The 21672-nt window shown below is 44.5% G+C and carries 14 protein-coding genes; 1 reads left to right on the top strand and 13 read right to left on the bottom strand.

Translation table 11 applies throughout. The features are described from left to right. Nucleotides 1-309 precede the first annotated feature (309 nt). Complete coding sequence (locus B5F77_RS06410) at nt 310-744, top strand: Hsp20/alpha crystallin family protein (protein WP_087329127.1); 435 nt, start codon at nt 310-312, stop codon at nt 742-744. Nucleotides 745-832: 88 nt separating this feature from the next. On the opposite strand, the gene B5F77_RS06405 is transcribed toward B5F77_RS06410, so the two are convergent. The 13 genes from B5F77_RS06405 to B5F77_RS06340 all read right to left on the bottom strand — a co-directional run bounded on the left by B5F77_RS06405 (nt 833) and on the right by B5F77_RS06340 (nt 21653). Continuing rightward, nucleotides 833-1546: a hypothetical protein gene (locus tag B5F77_RS06405; RefSeq protein ID WP_087329125.1), complete on the bottom strand. Its 714-nt coding sequence runs from the start codon at nt 1544-1546 to the stop codon at nt 833-835. Between the two features lie 120 nt (nt 1547-1666). Beyond that, on the bottom strand, nt 1667-3067 hold the full coding sequence (locus B5F77_RS06400; RefSeq protein WP_140392831.1) for a hypothetical protein: 1401 nt from the start codon (nt 3065-3067) through the stop codon (nt 1667-1669). 14 nt (nt 3068-3081) lie between these two features. Then, nucleotides 3082-4314: a hypothetical protein gene (locus B5F77_RS06395; protein WP_140392830.1), complete on the bottom strand. Its 1233-nt coding sequence runs from the start codon at nt 4312-4314 to the stop codon at nt 3082-3084. Between the two features lie 3 nt (nt 4315-4317). Beyond that, nucleotides 4318-8910, bottom strand: coding sequence for a hypothetical protein (locus tag B5F77_RS06390; RefSeq protein WP_087329119.1), 4593 nt, complete (start codon nt 8908-8910; stop codon nt 4318-4320). A gap of 156 nt (nt 8911-9066) precedes the next feature. Continuing rightward, nucleotides 9067-10953: a hypothetical protein gene (locus B5F77_RS06385; protein ID WP_140392829.1), complete on the bottom strand. Its 1887-nt coding sequence runs from the start codon at nt 10951-10953 to the stop codon at nt 9067-9069. A gap of 2 nt (nt 10954-10955) precedes the next feature. Continuing rightward, nucleotides 10956-11423: a hypothetical protein gene (locus B5F77_RS06380; RefSeq protein ID WP_140392828.1), complete on the bottom strand. Its 468-nt coding sequence runs from the start codon at nt 11421-11423 to the stop codon at nt 10956-10958. 29 nt (nt 11424-11452) lie between these two features. Beyond that, a complete protein-coding gene (locus B5F77_RS06375) occupies nt 11453-11965 on the bottom strand; it encodes a hypothetical protein (RefSeq protein ID WP_140392827.1) in 513 nt (170 codons plus the stop codon). A gap of 5 nt (nt 11966-11970) precedes the next feature. Further along, nucleotides 11971-14283 carry a DUF4906 domain-containing protein gene (locus B5F77_RS06370; protein ID WP_087329112.1) on the bottom strand — a complete coding sequence of 771 codons (2313 nt, stop codon included), beginning with the start codon at nt 14281-14283 and terminating at the stop codon, nt 11971-11973. Nucleotides 14284-14304: 21 nt separating this feature from the next. Continuing rightward, a complete protein-coding gene (locus B5F77_RS06365; RefSeq protein ID WP_140392826.1) occupies nt 14305-16581 on the bottom strand; it encodes a hypothetical protein in 2277 nt (758 codons plus the stop codon). A 442-nt stretch (nt 16582-17023) separates the two neighbouring features. Then, the gene (locus B5F77_RS06355; RefSeq protein WP_087329107.1) at nt 17024-18529 is read right to left on the bottom strand and encodes a hypothetical protein; all 1506 of its coding nucleotides are present in this window, start codon (nt 18527-18529) and stop codon (nt 17024-17026) included. A 46-nt stretch (nt 18530-18575) separates the two neighbouring features. Beyond that, entirely contained in the window at nt 18576-19643 is a 1068-nt protein-coding gene (locus tag B5F77_RS06350) for a hypothetical protein (RefSeq protein WP_140392825.1), read from the bottom strand. Beyond that, nucleotides 19640-21088, bottom strand: a complete 1449-nt coding sequence (locus B5F77_RS06345) for a hypothetical protein (protein ID WP_140392824.1) — start codon at nt 21086-21088, stop codon at nt 19640-19642. Before B5F77_RS06345 ends, B5F77_RS06350 begins: the two co-directional genes overlap by 4 nt. 19 nt (nt 21089-21107) lie before the next feature. Beyond that, a complete protein-coding gene (locus B5F77_RS06340; RefSeq protein WP_087329101.1) occupies nt 21108-21653 on the bottom strand; it encodes a DUF3575 domain-containing protein in 546 nt (181 codons plus the stop codon). Nucleotides 21654-21672 lie beyond the last annotated feature (19 nt).

The following is a 21672-nucleotide window of genomic DNA, read 5'->3' as shown; positions in this document are numbered from 1 at the left end:
TTGCTTGAAATGGATACAAATGTAGGCAATTTTCCTTACAAAACAGGCAGAAAAGGCAGGAGATATGCCGGATTGTCCACTTGGAGTGTCTTCTTGTCAGCTCGATAGGAAAGCAAACAGTAAATAAGGTTTGCACGGGTTTAAATCTCCAGCGCGTTTGTTTAAAGAAGATGTCGTAAGTTTAAAAGCTCTCCTCTCCTCCATGGCAGGCATACCTTTTGCAGAATCTTGGGCGAATTCGGAAGCCGAAAGGCGGAAGGGTTCAAAAGAACAATGATTATAAACAATTAAAGATAGGAGATTTAAATTATGACACCGAGAAAATACAACAATCAGAATTGGTTACCGAGTTTCTTCAATGATTTCTTTGACAACGATTGGATGCTGAGAACGAACGCAACAGCACCGGCTATCAACGTCATCGAAAGCGATAAAGATTACAAAGTCGAAGTAGCGGCTCCGGGTATGACGAAGGACGATTTCAATATCCACTTGAGTGAAGACAATGAATTGGTCATCACCATGGAGAAAAAGAATGAATCCAAAGAAGAAGATAAAGAGAATAAGAAATACCTCCGTCGCGAGTTTTCCTACAGCAAATTCCAGCAGTCGTTGGTTTTGCCAGACGATGTGGAAAAGGATAAAATCAGTGCCAACGTCAGCGATGGCGTCTTGACTATCGATTTACCGAAACGCACACCTGAAGAGAAGGCCAAAATCAATCGGGTGATTGAGATTCATTAATAGGGAAGTATGAAAAATCCCCTTCTGGCATTTCATGCTGGGAGGGGATTTTTTTATGCTTGCCTGCATAAGGGAAACCGGGCACTGCTTATTTGGGTAGCGATGCCGTGATGGCGTCTACCAGTTTCTGCGCGTTTGCCTTCAGTTTTCCATTGATGGCCACGGCTTGGTCCAGATAACCTTTTGCCTCTTTCAACTGGTCGTAGCACTGGGTACGTTCCGCGTCGGTGATGTCAGCCTTCTGCAACCCTGTCGCCCCTTGGTTGTAAATCATCGCGCCGAGGCTATACAAGGCACCCTCTTGGTATGTCTTGTTGGAAGCCAGGAGTACGCTTTTGAACATCTTGGTAGCGGTCGCAACGTCACCTTTCTTCTTAGCGGCTTGCCCCTCTTTGATGCAATAGTTGTAGAGCAGCTTTTCCAAGTCCTTGTCTCCGGGGAGCGCCTTCAGTCCGGCCTCTGTCGTAGCCAGGAATTCGTCCGTTTTCTTCAGTTTGCTATACGCTTGCGCCTCGCCTACATACGAATCGTCCAAGTTGTAGCCGTAGTTCACAGCCATGTCGAAATACTTGGCCGCTTCTTCGTAATTTTTGGCCTGGGTAGCGCTAATGGCACAATTATAAATACGCACCGTGTCCTTGTATTCGTTCAATTTCAAATATTCACTATACTTGGCTAGTGCTTCCGGATAATTTTTTGCCTGCAGCGCAGCATCACCTGCATCGCGAAGCGCATCTACATCTTGGGCAAAGGCTTGTCCGATACCTAAACAAAATGCAACTAATAATACAATTCTTTTCATGGTTAAAATACCTTTTTATTTTGTTTAAACGTGTGCGAATTTAAGCAACCCTTCCGGATTGTCCAAATATTCGGCGCGTTTTATGCTTATTTTTAAACTTCATAAACGGATTTCACCTATTTACTCAAAGATAATAGACAATATGGCGGTCCATTCCGGATTCACATCCATGACCAAATCCGTAGCTACGGAAAGATCGATAGGCTTATCTTCCCCGTAAGATTGGTCCATATCTTTCGTCCCTAACGTATAGAGGTTGTTCCTGGCAATGTTATATGTCAATGGGGAAGACGGATCAGGTTCAGTCCGCACAACAGCTTGTCCTCTCTCATTCAGGTAAACGATAGAACGCGTCTCTTCCTCTTCACGTTGCCGTTGCCGCTTCAGAACGTTCCAATATTTCAATATCTGTTCATCTTTCCCCAAGAGTTGCAACTGGAATGTAGGCATCCCTTGGGCGACTTCTTCTTCTGTTATATAAATAGGAACCCAGAAACCACCGCGGTAGACCGAACCTTTAGGCAGTTTGACAGAACCTTGCTCGTTCACCTCCGTGTCTACCTGCCAATTCTCATCGTTCTCGTCTAAGAAGCCATCGCCATTAGCATCCCAAGGCAAATCGCCCGCACCGGGAAACCAGTCTTTCAAGGAAATCTCGAACGTGGCAAATCCATTCTTCTCGGCTGAACCGGCTAAATAGCTATCATAGTCCGTACGTGGCGTCACACCATTTACCACCTTTTCAATATTGAAATTTTCCGGATCTTCCATTGAGCGAAAACCTCCAAACAAGACTTGCCGGTTGCGTTTCGAAACAACAAGGCGCAACTTCGCGACTTGCTCGTCTCCTATTTTTGCCGGAATGCGGGTAAAGTAGCCATACATACCCGCCACCTGCCGGCGGAGCGTAAAAGTAGCCGATTCGTAATTGGCATTCGCATTCGGGCGTGTCCATATTTTCCCGTCTACCACGTGCAGGTATTCGGCTCCGGCAAAGATTTCGTCGGCAATGCCATCGTTGGCAACCGTTGCCATCTCTGCACGCAAGAAGGCATCGCCTACTTCATAATCGCTGAACGCCTCATAGCCACCAAATGAACCGGTATGTGCTCCCACGGCATATACTACATAGTCTCCATCGGGCAACAACTCGTCTCCTTCAAGCAGGATGTTCGCTTCTCGTCCGCGCGTATCCCGCTCCGTATAGGGCTGGCTGATGATATTGTCCGTATCGCTCCATCCGGTGATGGTCCGCTTCATCAAAATCTCCGCCGAAGCATCGTTGCGGAGGATAATGAACGTCACACGGTCTATCGTCTGACGGGGCGAAATGCTGAACAACGGGCGACTGACGCGCGTGTCTAATTTCGAATCCTCGCCTATGCTCTCCACCCGCAGACGGAATGTCTGCGTCTTTTCTTCCGCCACCGGAATATCTTCAACGCTCTTGGTATCTTTGTCGCACGCGCCAAACGCCAGAAGGGCGGACAAGGCGCATAGATGTATTCTTATTCTTTTCATATTATTTCATCTTATTATTCAGTACTCCCTTCGCTCTTATCCAACGGCAAACTGACATCCATATCCCAATTCGGATTGACGGTTACGCGAAGTACATACTTTTGGGTAAGCAAGCTATCGTAGTTTCCACTTATCTGGTAATAATTGTTTCGTTTGAAACAAACCTGGTAAGGGTTCTTTTCCGCTTCCCCATCACCTCCTTCCTCTGGGTACTCAGGCGTTTCCTCTCCGCCCAAAATAATACCTGTTCCGTTTCCACCACCTGAAGGAATGGAGCGGGTTTCCGGCATATCATGTCCATCCGTATCCCGAAGGCGAAGACGACAGAAGGATTGCCCGTTTTCTCCCGTTATACGCAGGGAAAGCGATGTACAGATATTGGTCAGGAGGTTGGGACCGACGATATGGAAGATTGTATCTTGATCTGTAATCTTTACAGATTCTCCTATTATTCCCTCCTGTTCGTCATATCCCGCTTCGCCTAATACAAATCGACTATAATCATTACATTTCTGCTCTGCGTATGCTTGTGTAAAGTCGTCGTAATGCGAAGCTCCTACTTTCGTATAGATTGTATCGGCAAGAAGTTCTATCTTTTTTACCGAATCAGGTACATTCGTTAATGCGATTTCAATTCCCGCCACACCGCGATAAAGCCAACCGGTCAAAGAGGTTTGTTTATCATTCTTTACATCCTGATAATTAAATACAGTATCTCGTTCATTGTGTACAACAGTTCCAAAGAAAAACTCAGGTGTTTTATATTCCGAATCTGTCAATTCTAAACAAGACTGCATTAAATAATTGTTATCTCCTCTTTTAAACAACTTATCTTCACCTTGTTTTTGAGAATAAGCTACAGCCGTGATATAATAATCATAACCGCTGGAAAGGGAAAGCACCCCACTCGCGGTATAACGAGGTTGTCCTTCACCTGTTTCTCCTGTTTCCTGAGCCGTCAGCGTTACCTGACTACGATATGTAAATCCGTCTCGCTTGTTTCCTTCCATATAATTGCCATCTTCCGGACGGCTATACACATAGACATCCACTTTGTCTACATAGCAATCACGCACATTGGCTTCCTTTGGAAGAAACGCCCGCGTTGCCGGTCCCGTCATGGAAAGGTCGAACGAGATGGGTACTTCCATTGTTTCCGGTATTACCGGCTCAATCACCACCTCTTCGGCGGTACAGGCACCGAGCAGGAGGCTATACATTAGTATATATATTGCATTCTTCATCATACCTTAAAACACTTTTACCGTTGATGTAATTCCATCCTTAAAGTAGGCCTTCACGATTTGCACGCCTGCTTGTGCCGGGAAGCGGTATTCGTCCGTCTCGAACTGACCGATGTGGCGTAAACGACCGTCCATGCCGTACACCTCGCAACGGGTCATCATCTCGCTGCCCGAACGTACTACCAGCGTATGGCTTCCTGCCTCGCGATAACAATAGAGTTTGGGCTGCGTAGCGGTGATGGTCTCGTTGCCCGTAGCCGACTGTCCTTTCAGATAGAACCGGCCTACGTTCGTTGTCAGGCGACCCACATGTATCTCCGTTTCTTCGCCCGGCATCAGCGGATAGCGGCGGTTCGTCTCCACGTCTTCCACCATCCAACCGCTATACTCGTCCGGCACGGCAATGCGGAGCGTCACATCCTCCGGCTTCGGCAGGTACATGCCCAACGGAATCTCCCCACCGTTCGCCCGTTGCTGAATATCCAATGCCCTATCCTCGGCAGTTGTAAAGATAGCCACCGCAGGAGGTGTCTCGTTCTCAATCAGTATCTCCGCATCCTCCCGTTCACGGTAATTGTCGCTTGCCGAAGCCGAGAAGCGAATCATGGCGCTTGCCGTTGAAGAAAGGACATCAGCATTTATAATAATTGTATTATCTGCATTAGGAGCTTCCGATGGAGAACTTGTTAACTTTATCTTCGGAGCAGATACCAACATATCTTCTGTAAAGATTATTGAACAATATGGTGCATCTCCTTCTTGTTCTACAAAGAAAGATTCCATGGGGGAAATAGGTGTTGGCATTATACCTGTTGGCATCCCTGCATCCCTAAGGCAAGAAAGATAAACTGTTCCTTTCCCTTCATATTTTCCTCCTATCTTTATACAAGTTATATGAGGATTAGCTTCAAATAATTCCAATACATCCAGATGTGACATAAACGGATTCCCAACCAAGAATAGCTTCTTGCCATCCTCCGTTTCCGAATTTGCATAAAAACGCATCGTATCAGGGAAACTGAATGTCGAATCTTTACTTTCATAGATAAAGCGTCCCGGTTGTTCGCGCTTAATTGACTCAAACGCATTAACCCCCGTTCCATGCTCATCATAATATTGATACAATGTATGCTCCTTCGGGAAGCGGAAAGTATAAGTCAAACCATCAAGATCACCTTCTTCTGTTGCATCGGGTCGTAAAGGATGTACCCAAACAGAAACCGCATTATAGTCATAACCGCCTTCGTTCTTGTCATACGGGGTCGCCAAATAATTATACGGTGCGCTCCAATGGGTTGTTGCAGCCAAAGTCTCTATCTGTGCATTTCCCTGTGCATCAAAGAATTTATTATAAGTCTTAAAGGCCCATACTCGCTGATAAACCGTTGGCGTCACGCGGTTCTCCGGCAAAGACTGAGCGTCCAATACAGAGAATACCTCCGGATATTGTACCGTCATACCAGTTGTTGGCTCAGTCTGAGGAATAAACCAATCGCCCGAATAGGTATCTTTGAGTGGAACCGTCACCATATAATAGCGGTTCGGATGCAACGCCAGTTCCACCCACGCTTTCTCATACGTCAACCGGTGCGTATTCACCACCTCTGCATTCGGCTCAAAGTGAATATAACGACAACCATTCATTACCCCGCTCTCCAAAACCGGATAAGATTGTGCATCGGAGGGAATAATCACGTCGGTGCATGTCCAAGGGGAACCTTCTGACCAATTGGTCCATTCGTTCCAGTCTTCTTTATCTATATCTGTTTCTGTAGATGGTTTCCAAGTACTTTGCTTAGGATGGACAGTGAAATAAAGGGTATAAGAAGGAGCTGTTGTTTCCATATTGTCCTTTTCTTTCAAAGTCAACTCATGTTTTCCTACATTTATATCTTTCAGTATTTCGGTAAATGTACCATTCTCATTAATTTCCAACTCTCTTTCTTCCGTATCATCTATTTGAATAATATAGGTCTTAGGCAATTCCGAGAAATTGGCTGAACCAGATAATATCACATCTTCTCCTTCACAAATATCAGATGGGTTTACACTTAATCCCGTTAATTCATCCGAACATGGGTTAGGATCTATACAATCGGGCAAGCCATCGCCATCTGAATCGTTGCGGACAAAGACGGAATATATTTTCATTGTATTCAATGCACTCACAAGCGAAGAAAATGTCAATTCCACTTCATCATAAGGATATTTGGGATTAATCATCAAATATTGGTAATCACCATTACCTATCAAATCAACACCTAATAATCCCCATTCTGTCATCTCGTCTTGCCATGTTCCATCAAGATAGGTTCGAACTTTTGTCGTTTGAAGCAAATTAACATTACCTACAAATGTTTTTCTATCAACTATAAACCCGATTTGTTGATTAGGACCTAATACTCGTCCTAATTTAATCGAAATAGATGTTGACCCAGTAAGATCCACACCAACGGTTGCTACAAAATGGGCATATTTATCTGGATTAAACTCACCACTCAAAAGGTTCTCTAATCCACTAATACCAACACCTATACCAATAGAAGGCAATGACGTTTGGTCATAATTGATGTATGCATTACTTAATGCACCACTTCCTACCATTACAGCATCACAACTCAATGGATTATCACAATCGGCGGAAGCATCTTCTACAAATGCGCTATATATTCGCATAGATGAAAGTTGAATAGCAGCTACACCGCCTGTCCATAGCGAATATTCACAAAACTCAACATCCGTTGGCACTGTAATTCCTAATCTCATCTTTGAAGAATTTAATGAGCCTATTAATGCAGCTGAAATAACATTCCAATCCTGCACTGTATAACTTCCTACTTCTTTCCCTTCACTATTATATAGCTTGATATAGAAAAATTGCAATACATTTGCATTCAAGAATGTATTAGGTAAATCAACAAGAAACCCGATTCGCTTTTCATTCCTATCACTGATATTTCCATTTTTCTTACGAACACCAACAACAAACTGGTTATTCAACAACATAATATTAGGATCGATATCCGCATAATCATCATAATTATCATTGATAATATTCTCTCGGTTCCTAATTCCTGTACTAATTCCTATTCCACCAGAAAAACCTCGTGGCGGTGCTAATTCATATTCTGAATCTGTAACAGGTATATTACAATCACTGGATGTTTGCATTCCATGTTTGAGAATTACATCTTCTGTACATACAATTGTTCCATCTTCGTTTTTCTTTATTGCAGTAAATGTATATTCACCTGGCATCGTCAAACCGGACACGACCTTAGTCGTATCCGTCTCACTCCATGTGAGATTGCCTTGTACTTGAGATGTTATGTTTTTACCTTCACTATTGACTACTTTAGTTAAATTCCACTCCACATCATTAGGTCTTAATTCGTATGCGGTTTCATTTCCACAAATAGAAGCATCCATAGTTATACCTTCTATATGGCAATCTCCTGGAATTTCGGGAGATTCATTAACAAAGCTATAATGAAAAGTTACACCAGAAAATATTCCGGTTATACCCAAAAATCCTGCATTAATAGTAAATTTTACACTATTGAACGCTTCCTTTGCTATAATAGAAGAAGTTGTCCGTTCTCCAGATAATGCACTAATTTTTAATACAGAGGTTTCTAAATTTACATCATCGACTTCCTCCCCATTTTTATATAAAGTTATATTACCAATAGCTCCAACATCAATAGACGCTAAACCTCCAATCGTATAATTAAAACCGACTTCTGTCCCTTTCTGAAACAAATTATCCCATGTCAAAGTAATAGAAGCCTTTCCTGCCCTTGAAAATACAACTCCATCATCATAATTATTATCTATAAAATTACTTACATCCCAAGCACTAACACCATCAGTAATTTCAGCCTCCAAATCGTTACCTAATATTGCACCTTCTCCAGCATTATCGCTAATCAATCTATATTCCTGAGCATCTCCAACAAATGCATATCTAATCTTTAGAGTCGATAAAACATCTAAACTTATTCCGGCAACCCCTAATCCAATTTCATCAAAACATCCTCCTTTTAAATCATCTGGAGCTTTAACCGACAACATCGTAACAGCCTCGCTTGGCAATTGTATCAAACTTACTCCTAAAAGACCACCGCCAGCTTCTGGATTTACCATAGCTGATCCTATTGGATCAGGATCTCCATCCTTGTAAAAATTAATCTCAAACATTTTCAGAAGATCCAAACTTAATAATGAAGTTTCAGAAGCCTCTATACAAAACCCAACAGTAGTTCCTGCCTTATAATAATTCTTCATGTCTTTCACTCGAATCAACTCATCAAGAGCAACACCTGCTTCAGCCACACTTTCAAATGCTACAGCATTATCTAATTCTTGATCAAGAACATTATTCATATTTGACGTTTGGCCAAGTACTTTAACAATATCATACATGGTATTCACGATACAATTCGGCCTAACCAATGCCCGACGATTTAGCTCCGGTCCCAATATCGGCTTCCCCGTTTCCGGGTCATATTCATCCTGCCCCCACCCAGCACCAGTAGCCAAAACCAGCAGGGCGATGATGAGGCTTATTTCTCTTAAATATGTATATACCTTTTTCATTTATGCTTTATTTTCTTATTCGTTTACTATTGCTCTTTATGTAGGCAGTCTTTCCGCCTAAGGTAAGGCATCCTTCCCTTATCGGGGGAGGCATCCTCCCTCGGTAAGGGGAGACACTCTCCCCCGATAAGGGGAGGCATCCTCCCCAAAACGGAGTCAATTGCCTTTGTCTATCTTCCAGTCCGGCGTAATCTTTAAAACTTCCGGTTTGGAGAGGTCGGGCCATTCCAGTTCCAATATCGTTTCTTCCAAAAGAGATTGCGCACCGGTAATTGCACCCGATTTCAGTGCCTCTTTTATAGCTTCTACCAAAGTTTCATCAGCCCCGCCAAAAGGTAAAGCGTTTTCCAGATTACAAACAATCTTTGTTTTCTTCTTCTGACTTGCTCCATTTTCCTTTAGTGCCAACCCTGCCACGGGACGATATTGTATTGTTACCTTCTCATTAATATCTTGTCCAGTCTGAATGCTCTCCGTACCGTCTTCTTTGTACAATTTTATTTCATACGGTTCTTCTTCAGGCACAGTCGTCTTATTTTCATACCACATGACGCTTTGCATCACATTTCCGTCCGGATCAGCAAAGCCGACCACGTTGAAACCACGATATGTCTTACCCTCGAACGTAGCAATCGTATCGGCAGCTACACGGGGCGTATTTTTTATCAAGTTCGTTGTCGTCTTTGTTCTATTCAAATCAAATTGATTCAAACCGCCGCCTTCATTATAATGAACTTCAGCATAAAACGGATCCTTTCTTTCTTCGAATCGCTTCCATAATGCTTTCAACTCCGGGTTTTCACCACAACGGTTAAGTATCCAATTCTGCAAATGTATATAGAATTTGGATGTAGCCTCTTCACCTTCTTTTTCCGTTTCTTGCAGAATGGCACTTAAGAAGGTTTGATTGGATTCGCCTCCATTCGCAATAGCGTCACTTATTCCTTCAATACGGTTTGCATAATCCTGGAAGGTCCCTTTTTCCGGGCTATTCTCGTCTAAAGCATCCGCTTTGTCTTGAAAATACGTTTGTATTTCTTCTAAAAATGCTTGCGTTGAAGTAGTAATCGGAGTAGCGATCATTTCTGAATAGGTATCTGTTACCACTGTCAACATATAAGGTTTCAGATAAGTTTGTATTTCTTCAGGCAATGTACAAGGCTCCGGATAAATAGGCATGATTGGTAACCAAGGAGTTGAGTCACTTCCTTGTTCATTCCCATCATCCCCCTCGCCCTCTTCAGTTGTTGCATCATCCTCGTCTGAAGGTTCATCGCCTTCATCGGTAGGTTCCTCTGCAGTTCCTCCTTCTTCTGTTGGTGGAGTTATCTCTTCCTCTATCGGCTGCTCGCCCTCCTCGTCGGTCGCGTCTGCCCGGAGCGAAGTGGTTGAGGGTGTATTCTCCTCTGCCAGTAATCCGTCCCATGCAGGGAGTTGTTCAAAGAAGAAGTCGGTGCGGGTGACGATACGGTGGAGCTGGACAGAGCAGTTGTAAGGCGTATCACGGTCGGCACCCTTGTCGGCCGAGTTGATGTCTTGCGCAAAGTAGTAGAACATATTGCCGTCCTCGAATGGTTGGTCTGGCAATTCGATATAGGCATCGTTATAATTGCCGGCGCTCTTTAATGGAGAAGTACCATTACTCCACAACTTCGTAGAATCAATATTGGCAATAAACACGGCGTGATACGTGGTATTCGTCTCCAGCGTATCTTTCAGGGCTTCGCGTTGTTCCCAGGTCATATTCTCACGGGTCAAAGGCCATTCTTCTACTTTTCCCGATTCATTCAGCCCCGGAACTTCGCGCCGCTTCAAGAGTGTGCCGTCCTCGCTATATAATAAATAGGTAAGGGAGTTGATGCGCTCGCCTGCCGGGACGTTCTCGTGGAGCGCCCGTGTAGCTTTCCCCGCCTCGGCGGTGTAATCCACGATAAATTGCCCGTCGGGCATTGTGCTTCCTGTGTCGAAACGTTCGTCCTCGCAGGAAGAGCACAAGCCCAAACAGAGCAATAAAACACTAACAAAACCAAAACGTAACTCCATAGTTAATTATCTCCTTTACTTAATTGATTACCATTCCATTCATCATTGTCTACACCGACTACGGCATCGTCTCCGTCTGCAAAGCCGGCGTAGCGTACTTCAAATTCATTCGGATGCAAACCGTTAAAACGCACGATGGTGCGGGTGTTCTTCTTGATGACAATCGGTTCGCCATTGTCGTTTTGAAGTGTATAAGTTTCTTTCTTGTTTTCTTCGACATAGGTTATCGCTACTGATGCACTTTCCAATGTATCTGGCAACAATGCAATGGCAAATTCTTGTCTTCTATTATTAATCCAATCCCCGTCTAATATATTCCAAGTAAAATTATATGTACTTGTTTCATCTTTTATTATCACCGAATCCATCGCATAATCCCGCAGATAGAAACTGGTTGGAATATTATTTAAGGTAACGGTTATGGACTTCGGTTGTTCCGGGAATTGGTCTGCCACCTTTCCCATATCCATAACGAGTTGTCCCGTGACGCGTGTCAGCTCTACCCTTCTTCCAATATACTATTGGCAATAGCCCAACGGTCGATAATCTTCCGATAAACCGCCAAGTCTTGGTCTACAGAATTGTTTAATTCTGCTTGGGCTTCCAATACCGGTTCATAATCTATATAATATGTATTAAAGTCCTCCCCTTTTGCATTCAACATACCTTCCAAATCCGGCACACAAACAAAGGCGAACTTATACCATTGACCTAACAGGTTAGTTACGCTATAAGAATTGCCCTCTATCGTAAAGTCTTTATCGCAATACAATGGTATTTCGACATCACCTGTCGTGTTATCAATCCCCGAATGTTCCGAGAGGCGTTCGGCCACATAAAGGTGCGTATGTTGCTCCGTCGAGGCCGCGACTTCCTCGTCCGCCCGAGTCGAGAGGCGGAACGTCATAGTCGCATTACCTTCCTGCGGCGCGAGGTTCGTCTCCTCGTCCGAGCAAGCCGCGAGGGCAAGGAGAAGGCCCAGTCCCCAGCCGTATAAATTTATGTTTCTCACCTGTTTCATTTTCCCTTATCCATTATTTGTTCTTCATCTTCATTCCAATTCGGATTGTTGCCTACCGAACCGCCTACGCCTGTATTCTCGTTCGGATTCCCGAAGAATCCCGGTTTGCGGCGGGCACAAAGGACGTTGTACCGGCGCGAACGCAACCCGATCGCCTTCTTCCCGCTCGACATATCCACGTAATACGAACGTCCGGGCGTAATACCCGCCGGGTCGGCCACGGAAGGCGACGAGGTATGGAAGTTGCCCGTTACGTCGGCGTCCAGCTTTATCTTATTGAAATTCGCTTCATCCATATAATAATCTCCGGCATCTCCTGATTGGATAGAATGCCCATACACCGCCTGCATCTCATTGGCGGCAGGTAGATACCAGACGATTTCATCATACGTAATCTTCCCATCTCCGTTGCGGTCGCGGTTCTTGTTGATGGCATAGCCCAAGGCGATATCCGACGGGATACCATCCGGATAAGCCGATTCGATATCGTATTTGTCTCCTTGCGTAGCGGCTTCGTAAAGGCGGCGCGTATTGGCAAGTCCGTCCCATTGTCCGGCCGCAATCAAATCGTCGGTAATCAAACTCCAATAATGGTCGAAGCCCCACGACAGGTTCTTTTGCTCCAAGACGCGCTCCACGTAAAACGTATCCCGCACCTCTTTCATCGTATGGATATCGTAATTGATATGGCAAATGACGAGTTGGGCGGCGTATTGCTTGATTTCAATCTTTTCCTCTACTTCACCGCTTTCGCAGATGATTGTACCGGTGCGGTAAGGACTATCCGGATAATTAGCTTGTGGTGATAGTATCTCACCCGGCTTTTCTTGATAAGGTACAAACTCATCCGTATGGATATAGAAATACTGCAAACCTCCATTCCCTTCCAAGGTGAATGTAGCAGCATCCGCTTTAGGCTGTCCGGCTATATTCGGAATATAACGGGCAGAAGTCGATACCTCCAGCCACGGCGTTTCGTCCGGATTGGCTACTCGGACTTTCCAGGCGTTTGGCGAATACAATAATGCCTGCGTTACGTTGGGATGGGCATCTAATATCTGGTCGAAATTGCCATATACCGTTACATGGTCTAAGTAGTTTGAAAGCACACGGGTGTCAATCTCATCCACGCTATAAATCTTTATCTCATAAATGTAATTATGGTTACGGCAAATATTATAGTCCTTATAATTATCCGCACCCAAATAAACAAAATAAGTCACCTCTTGTGCCAACGAGGTTCCAGCCTCTTGGTAAACGCCATGAATGGTTATATAGGTAGCGTGTTTGAAATCTTTCGTTTCACTTCCTTCTGTTACGCCCCAAGCCAATTCACGCTTCATGATTTGCTGATATCTTTTATACAAATCTTTACCATCTTCATCTATTTGTCCATTCAAGCTACCTAAATTAGCCCAATGTTGATTACCATAGTTTTCTTCATCCAATCCGCCTTGCCGGTTCTCAAACATTTGGAAAGAAGCTGTATAAGTATCAGCCATGGTTTCTGAATAATCCAACCATAAGCCTTTTGAACCATCGTATGAATCTACATCTGAATCCAATCTCAGATTAAAGTATTTATCAACTGTCTTTCCTGCATAATCTTTTCCAGCTTCTAAGGAATTCGATTGTACAGTTTCCAATAACATACTTCCTTTTGGAATATTATGAATATATACGCCACTGATTAGAAACCTATCGCCAGCCGTAATTGGATCGAAAGTAATCGTAAAATTCAAGTTTGCCACCAAACGGGAAACACAAACCGAATAGTCTTTCTTTAATAAGTTACCACCTTCTAATTCTATCGGCGTATTTCCAGTCATGATATAACGGCCTGTAAAAGCACCGTCGGACTGGTCGATCTTTATAACTTGTTCTCGCAATTGAGAAAGTGTATAAGATTCAGGCTTAGCTTCTTCTTGCAATTCTTCTACCACATCGCCGGGCAAATTACACAAAGCATATAGCCGTTGACCTTCTACAGCCGTCATATAAATGCTTACCGAATTGTTGTCTTCTATCAATTCCTGATAAGCCATATTGACCAATACAGAATCACCCGAAGTTCCATCTGCTCTAAATATCATCAACATGACATTCTCGATGGCCTCTTGGTCGTTGCAATCCGGACATTCATTGGCACGGGTAATGATATCCGTACCTTTATCCGATGTTAAATGAATCGTAACCATTCCTTCCGTAAGCCCCTCGCCTTGCGAATTGCCTACGCCTAAATCATCTTCGCAAGAGGTCATTCCTAATAAGAAGATGAATAAGGGTAATATGTAATTGTATAGTTTCATTGTTGATATTGTTTTTATTCTTCAATTGCATAAGCAGCATTGACGAGCATAAAATGAATTAGTCATTCGATGAGACCCCCACATATTATCTTCAACACTTGTATATCCATTTTCATTAACAGAATACGCCCAAGCATCAGTATCAGATGCTCTGGTAGCAGAAGAACTCCAATAAAATTTCCCTATTTGAATATTTGCATCATCTTTATTATATGCAGTTTGCAAAAATTCGTCTAATTCTGTATATGATGGAAGATACCATTTAGCCTCTGTTTGTACTATCTTTTGAGTATTTTTATCATAAACACACCCTTTTTGAGCACAGAGTTTAATAGCAGAATCCTTCCAATAATAATCTTCAGCTTCACCGCTTGGATGGTACATTTCTTTTTTTGCTGTATTATAATTTTTAGATCCATCCGTTGCATACGGACCTTCATCAGCATAAATTGCAGTGGCTATAGGGCCTGTCCAATATTTTCCCACATTCATATATCTTGCATATCCCCATGGAATTTTTTCCCCTTCACTTGGTTTCCCATTTTCTCTATCCCTTATTACTCCCCAATCAAAATGACTAAAACCTCGTACTACTGTCTTTTTTTCATCATCATCGTAAAAACTTACTATAATCGCATTATACTGTTCTACCGTCATTGACATTCTCGATGCTTCATCTGGTGTTTGTTCATCTGCTTTTAATCCAACTACACTAATTCGTATCTTCCTCGTAGGTTTTCCCGATATATCAACATAATCTGTTATTACAATAGGTATTGATTTCTCACTTAAAGATTCATCTGTATGAGTATAAGAAATATCATAACGTTCCGGATCACTCTCATCATTTACTTGTTTGAAATAAATCATATTATCAGAATTTGTACTCGTACCTACATTCTCTTCAACAACAGGAGCTACCGTTACTACCCATTTCTTATATAAAACTGAAGACTTTACGTGTAAACAATATTCATCAGAACCAACACAATCAAATATATAATATTCGTTGTCTTCAGATGATTTGGGTTCTGTCTTATAAGGCAAATTGTCCTTTTCTATTTCCATTCCAAACGAAATCGGCACACTCGGAAACTCCACATCCACCGTCTCATTTTCCCAGCACTTCACGCCAATCTTCACTTCCGTACCGGCAAGGCTTTCGGGCGTACCTTCTTCCTCATCGGATGGTTTATCTCCAATATGATAAATCAAGTTCGGACGGATAGGATAATTCTTTGTGGAACCTTCCGTAGCATCAAAATCTATATCATCATTGATGGCTGGGAAATTGGCTATTTCAATCTCTTCTGCCTCTTTAGCCGGATTTTCTCCAGACGAATTTATTTTCTTTCCCAATAATTTTACTTCAATCGTATTCTTTTGCCCATCTTTATCAATAGGTAACATATAAACACCACCTAAAAGCGAGTTAGGAGCTAAACCTTTTTGTTGCGATATTGTATACAAATTCTTATCTTGTTGCTTTGAATAACCTCCCAATGGAAACTCCATCAAAACATTACTATCTTCTAATTCTTCTGAACCAAAATCAGCTGGATATCCTTTTCCTTCTATCTCTTTACGAAGCAAACCTATTTCTGAATGCTGATTCTTATATAAACAAACCTGAACCTTTGTTACACGATAAGTCCCTGCATTTTCTCCGCTTATCGTAAGTTCATACGGTATATCCGTCAAATAACAAATCACCCCAGCCACGCGGCGTTTCATCTCCACCTCCACGATATTCAGCGAATCGGGGACGAAGCTGAATTCGTTCCAGCCGGCGAAGAGTTCGGATTTTGCTATATCGTCTTTTGTCTTATCTGCTGCTAAAGTCGCTTTGGCTTCGCTTAGTTTTTTATTTTTTATAGCGTCAGGCAAATTATAAGTTTCGCCCGATTTATCATCCAATCCTACGCAAAGGACGGTATAGTTTCCTGCTTCCAAATTTATATCATTAGGCAAGTTCAATACTTTGGCTTGAGCTTGGGCTTCTCCATAGCTACTACTATCTTTTGGAGACCAATTTAAATCATCGCAGGTTACATAATCGTAATCTGATTTTTCCGCATTTTCCTTATATAAGATAGCATATACACTTTGGACATGATGCAGGTTCGCCTGGCTGGTCAAGTCGGTGCGAGTTTGTTCGAGGTCGCCGGCTGAGAGGCGGATGACGATGCCGGTCTCGGGTTCGGGCGTAGGAGTGCCGTCGATAAGGTCGTCGTCGGTGCAGGCGCCGAAGCAGAGGGCGGCCAGCCACAGAGATAGTATGCGTATCAAAGGTTTCATTGTGTTCTTTCCTGTTTTTGAATGCGTTCCCCGCAACGAGGCGAAGGAACGCTGTTTTAGAAAACGATATATGTATGTTTTATTAATGAATCTTTTTTCGTTTGCCCCCGTGGAAACTTGGGTTCCCGCCGAAGGTTTCTTCACGTATCGGCGATGCGTGTGTATCTTTAGCCTAAAGATATACAAATATCGACGATATTTATACAACTATCGACGATACGTGAAGAATTTCCCTCGATGCCCGGAACTTTTCCCGCCGTCCCCGGAAGTTTTCTCCCCTGTCTTTCCACGTCACCCTGAGCGCAATCGAAGGGTCTCTCAACGTCCTTTCGAGATTCCTCGGCTTCGCTCGGAATGACGCGGAGGGGATTTAGCTTTAAGTCCCCCGCCATTTGCATAGCGGGAGACTGGTTAAATAATTGTTATCCTATTAAAAACGAGATTAATCGATTACCATGTCGTGGATAATTTCCCAGTTGTCGTTAATCTTGATTTTTAAATCTTGATTCTTATCCAATGGTTGTGGTTCATCCGGGTCATTACCTGGATCTGAAGGATCATCTCCACCACCACGTTGACCTATTTGATACAAGTGATTACGATAAATGTTATAAATTGATTCCGTATCTTTCTCTGGAACAAGAGAAGACTCATCTAATTTTACATTCCACTTTTTCAAAATCACCTCATCACCATTATACGTACCTATTAATTGTAATTCAAACGTATTCAATCCTAAGTCCTCTGCTTTATTAAAAGGAATGATAAACTCACCAGCCAACACAGCATTAGGCGCTACACGTGGATGATTATTAGATCCATCAATACCATTCTTCCAAGTGGCACCAGATTCTTCATCACCTAAAGAAGGAATATCATAAGTCCCATCTTCATTTGCTTCCGTAGGTAAAGTTGTACCCCAATAATCAGAAGGAGAATCTCCTCCAGTTGCGCTAGTAGTAAACCAATCTTTCAAATCAATTTCATAAACAATATAAGCATTGTTGTCTGCAGCATCTTCAAATTTAGCATCTTTAGTTTCTGCTGGAGCAAAACCATTTACTACGGCTTCTGCTTCTGTTATTTCAGTATCCGTTGCATCATCTGTTTGATCGCCTAATACATGTGCTAAATCAATTTGAGTATTCTTAGCAGAAGCTACCAACCGAATCTTCTTTGTTGCAAGTTTCCCTCCATTATTCACATCCATATCTACATAAGATGGAATTTGATTGAAATAACCAATAACACCAGCCACCTGACGTTTCAAAAGAACTTCAGCTGTAAAGCCACCATCAAAATCACCATCTAATACAACAGGCTTAGAAGTACCTGAGAAGATTTCACCATAACGAATAGGTTCTTCGCCTTGAGTAAATGCTTTTGTTACTAAGAAGCCATCACCTTGATTTGTACTTGCATTCCAGACTTTATCTTCAGTATTAGGCCAGCTGGTTAAAGCCAAATCTGCGATTAAACTACTACTACTAGCACCTACTACAATTTCATAAGCAGGAATAATAGTTTCTGCCTCATTCTGACCAACTGCTATAATAGTATAGCTTTTACCATTAGCCAACTTAGTTGTTCCATTTTCTCCTAAATGAATTGTATATTCATGTCCATATCTGTAAGGAGAGGAAACCTGATCCCAACGAGAAATAGGAATAACTTGATTTAAAGTCATAGGATAACCTTCATTACTTTCTGCCATTTCGAATATCAGCAAAGCAACATCTGTTACCTCTTCCGCGCCTTTATTTTCAGTAGAATACAAAGGGCGAGACTTAGTAGACAATACGTCTGTACTCTGTACATTCAACGTAATAACTTGCTCACCAGTTTCTACGACTGGTTGGTCATTCATTATTACATTTTCATCATCGCTACAAGAAGCGAGAGAAAGCAAGCCGCACGCAGCGACTGCCATGCATAAATGTTTCTTCATTTTCAAATGATTTAATTAAACATATAATTTAATACAATATATTTTATTAGTCAATTCCCATCTCATGGTCTGTTTCCCAATTATCATTAATCAAGACATAGAGCTTGAACTTACTATTCCCATCGCCACCCGGATCAGGTTCTTCCGGAATATCTGGGACATCGGGATTAGGATTGTCCGGATTATCCGGTTCATCGGGATTATCGGGTTCGTCTGGCTCGTCGGGGTCAGGTTCATCCGGATCGGGACCTGGGTCAGGCGGATTAGGAATATCCGTACCGCCGCTCACATAGACGTAGCGCAGGATGGTAATCGTGTTGCGGAGCATGGATATTTGCACATCCTCGGGCGCAATCCAGTTGGGCGACGATTCGGCACGCAAACCGCGACCCGTGGCGTAGAAGTTGACACTGAGCGTCGAGGCGTCGATGTCCGTCGAAGGGCAAAGGAGCGTCTCGGTCAGGATGCGGTTCGGCTCCTGCCAAAGCGTGTCGGTACGCACAGAAGTCTCCCGCCCGTACTGAAGGCTGGCGGTGATGTAGGCATAGACGTTGGAAATCTCCTTGGTCGAATAGTCGATGTGGTCGGGCAGGTTTTCCGCCTCGACAATCAACTTGCCCTTGACGCGCTCCAGCTCGACTTGGTACTCGAAATGGGAAACGTCGTAGAGGAGCGTATCGGTCGACACATAGACGTCGTTACCCTCCGCATTGTAGAGGTGCAAATCCGAAGCCGTCGCGTCGTCCGCCAAGGGGCGCATACTCTGCATATTGCCCCAGACGGTGAGGACGTACTCGCCAAACGGCATCTCCTGCGGGAAGGAGACGGGAAGCACCGCATCGCCCGAGGTGAGCGTCATAAGCGGTTGCTCCACGACGGTCTCGCCCGTCTCGGCATTCGTCAGTATGTAATAAAGCGTGGAGACGTATTCGCGGAAGGGCAAATCCTCCGCCAGCTTCTCGGCATAACCCAACCGCGCCACCTCGTGGATATTGAAGTAGTTCTTGTCCTTCACCGCGATGCGCACTTGCAAAGGCGGACAAGGCTGAATCTCGTCGCGGATGCAAGAGGCGAATGCCAAACAAAACACTATGTAAAATAAATAATTCCTCATTCTTGTATGCTTTTAACGATGCGGGCGTTCTCGTCGTCGAACGGAGCGAGGAGGCGGACGGCCTCGTCCAGCTTCCGCTCTTTGGCCAGGAGCAAGCCCAAGTTATAGCGCGCCTCTTCCGATTGCGCCGACGCTTGGCGCCAGAGCGCTTCCGCTTCCGAGGCATTGCCCTCGGCCAGGTAAATAAGCGCCAGGTTGTTTGCCGCTACTGCCGAACGGGGGAAGAAGCGCAACACGGTCTGGTAGACTTCCTTCCGCGCGGCTTCCGTCTTAACCAAGGTCGAGACGCGAAGGAGCTCTTCCTCGTTGAAAGCGTCGGGGCGCGTACGGTAAAGGCGGAGCATTTCCGCGTCGGAGGTGAAGCTCTTCACTGTGTACGAGTAGCGGTATTCCACGACGCGGTCCCGCTGCAAATAGGTATCGCGTACTTTGTCCCAACACGGGAGGCGGCGGATGTAGGTTTCCTGCACGTCGTCGCCCCGGCCGGCGTACTTATCGACGATGGCTTCCACCGCATCGGCATCCGGATCGCCCGCCCGGCGCATGGCATCGACCACCGGCATCCAACCTTCGGGCCGCGAATCGACCGTGATCTTCCGAGCGGCCGAAGCAGACAGGCGCAAACGGTTTACCAACCAATCTTTAGCGGCCGTCGCGCGGTTGCGTGCCAAATCGGTATTGAGCTTCAACGGACCGTCTGCCGAAGCGACGCCCGTAATTGAGAGGTGGTCGAGCGTCGAGAGCGAATCCTGCAAGACAGGGCGCAAGACGCGCATCATCTGTTCCATCTCCTGCCGGTTGTTGCCCAGTTCGGGATTCATGTCAAAACGATTGAGGGCAAACTGGAGATGCGCCTTGCCTTCCCCATCGCGCACTTTCGGACGGACGACGAACTTCGGTTCCGCCACACGCCAAGTATCCGTGAGGCGCGAGAGCGGATCGTCTATCGTAGCGATTAACAAGGTATCGACGCCCGAACACTCGCCGCACCCGTCCGTAGAAGCGATGGCAAAGATCTTGCCTGCATTTACATCTTCCGGCAAAAGAAGCGTATCCTTATATTGTATGCGGAAAGCCTCGGCATTGTCTACCGGAACGGCCTGTTCCGCATACGGGTCGTTGTAATCTTCCAATACTTCCAGACGAGCCATCTTCTTGCGGTAAATAGCCGCGTCGAGCACGAGCGGTTCATACGCTTGCACGACCGAATCGCCCACCATCAAGCATGGGGTCAGGAAAAGGCGGCTCCGTTTGGTAAAGTAGTCCGCCGGGATACGGAAAGAAAGGTCGAGCCGCACTTGCCGGTTGGCATCAGGCAACACCTTCGCCACTTCAGGACGAACGGCCATCTGTCCTTTTGGATGCGTAGCGCAGCCTGAAAGCGCAAACACGAGCAAACCGCCGCACATACTTGCTATCCCATATGTCTTATTCATTGTCATCATATACATATATTATATAAGCTTAGAACAGATACACCAACGAGAGGGCAGCTTGCGTCGGCCCTATGTAATTCTTATGTTTGTTTTCGTAACACTTTTCGCACGGGATACGCGGGCTTTCCTTATACCACAAGCGAGCATAACCGACGCCAATCGAGGCTTCCAGATTCCAATGCGGCGAAAGGATCCAATTATACCCATACGCGATACCGCCACCTGCCAAATAACCGTCGTAACGCTTGTCGTGGAAGCCGCCGAAGAATTGCGCGCCGTGCAGATGGACGCCCAGATAATGCCCCTCGAACTTCTCGCAAAGCCAATAACGCACTTCGGGTTGCACGAACCAGGTACGCATCTTCTTGTCGTCTTTGAACGTCCAAGGATTGTAGGCGCCGAGCACGTTGAACGTAATGCGGTCGTTGCGCGTGGCAAACTCCAATCCTACGTTCGGCGTCGTGGTTGCCCAATAGAGTGCGTTCGTCTTGACCGCCACCTTTTGCGCTTTCACTTCGCCAGCCAAAGCCAGAAGCATACATCCAGAAAATAGTAATAAGCGTTTACTTTTCATTTCACTTTTATTTTCGACC

The organism is Parabacteroides sp. An277 (assembly GCF_002159645.1).
Taxonomy (GTDB): domain Bacteria; phylum Bacteroidota; class Bacteroidia; order Bacteroidales; family Tannerellaceae; genus Parabacteroides.
This window is presented reverse-complemented; position numbering and strand designations above follow the sequence as displayed.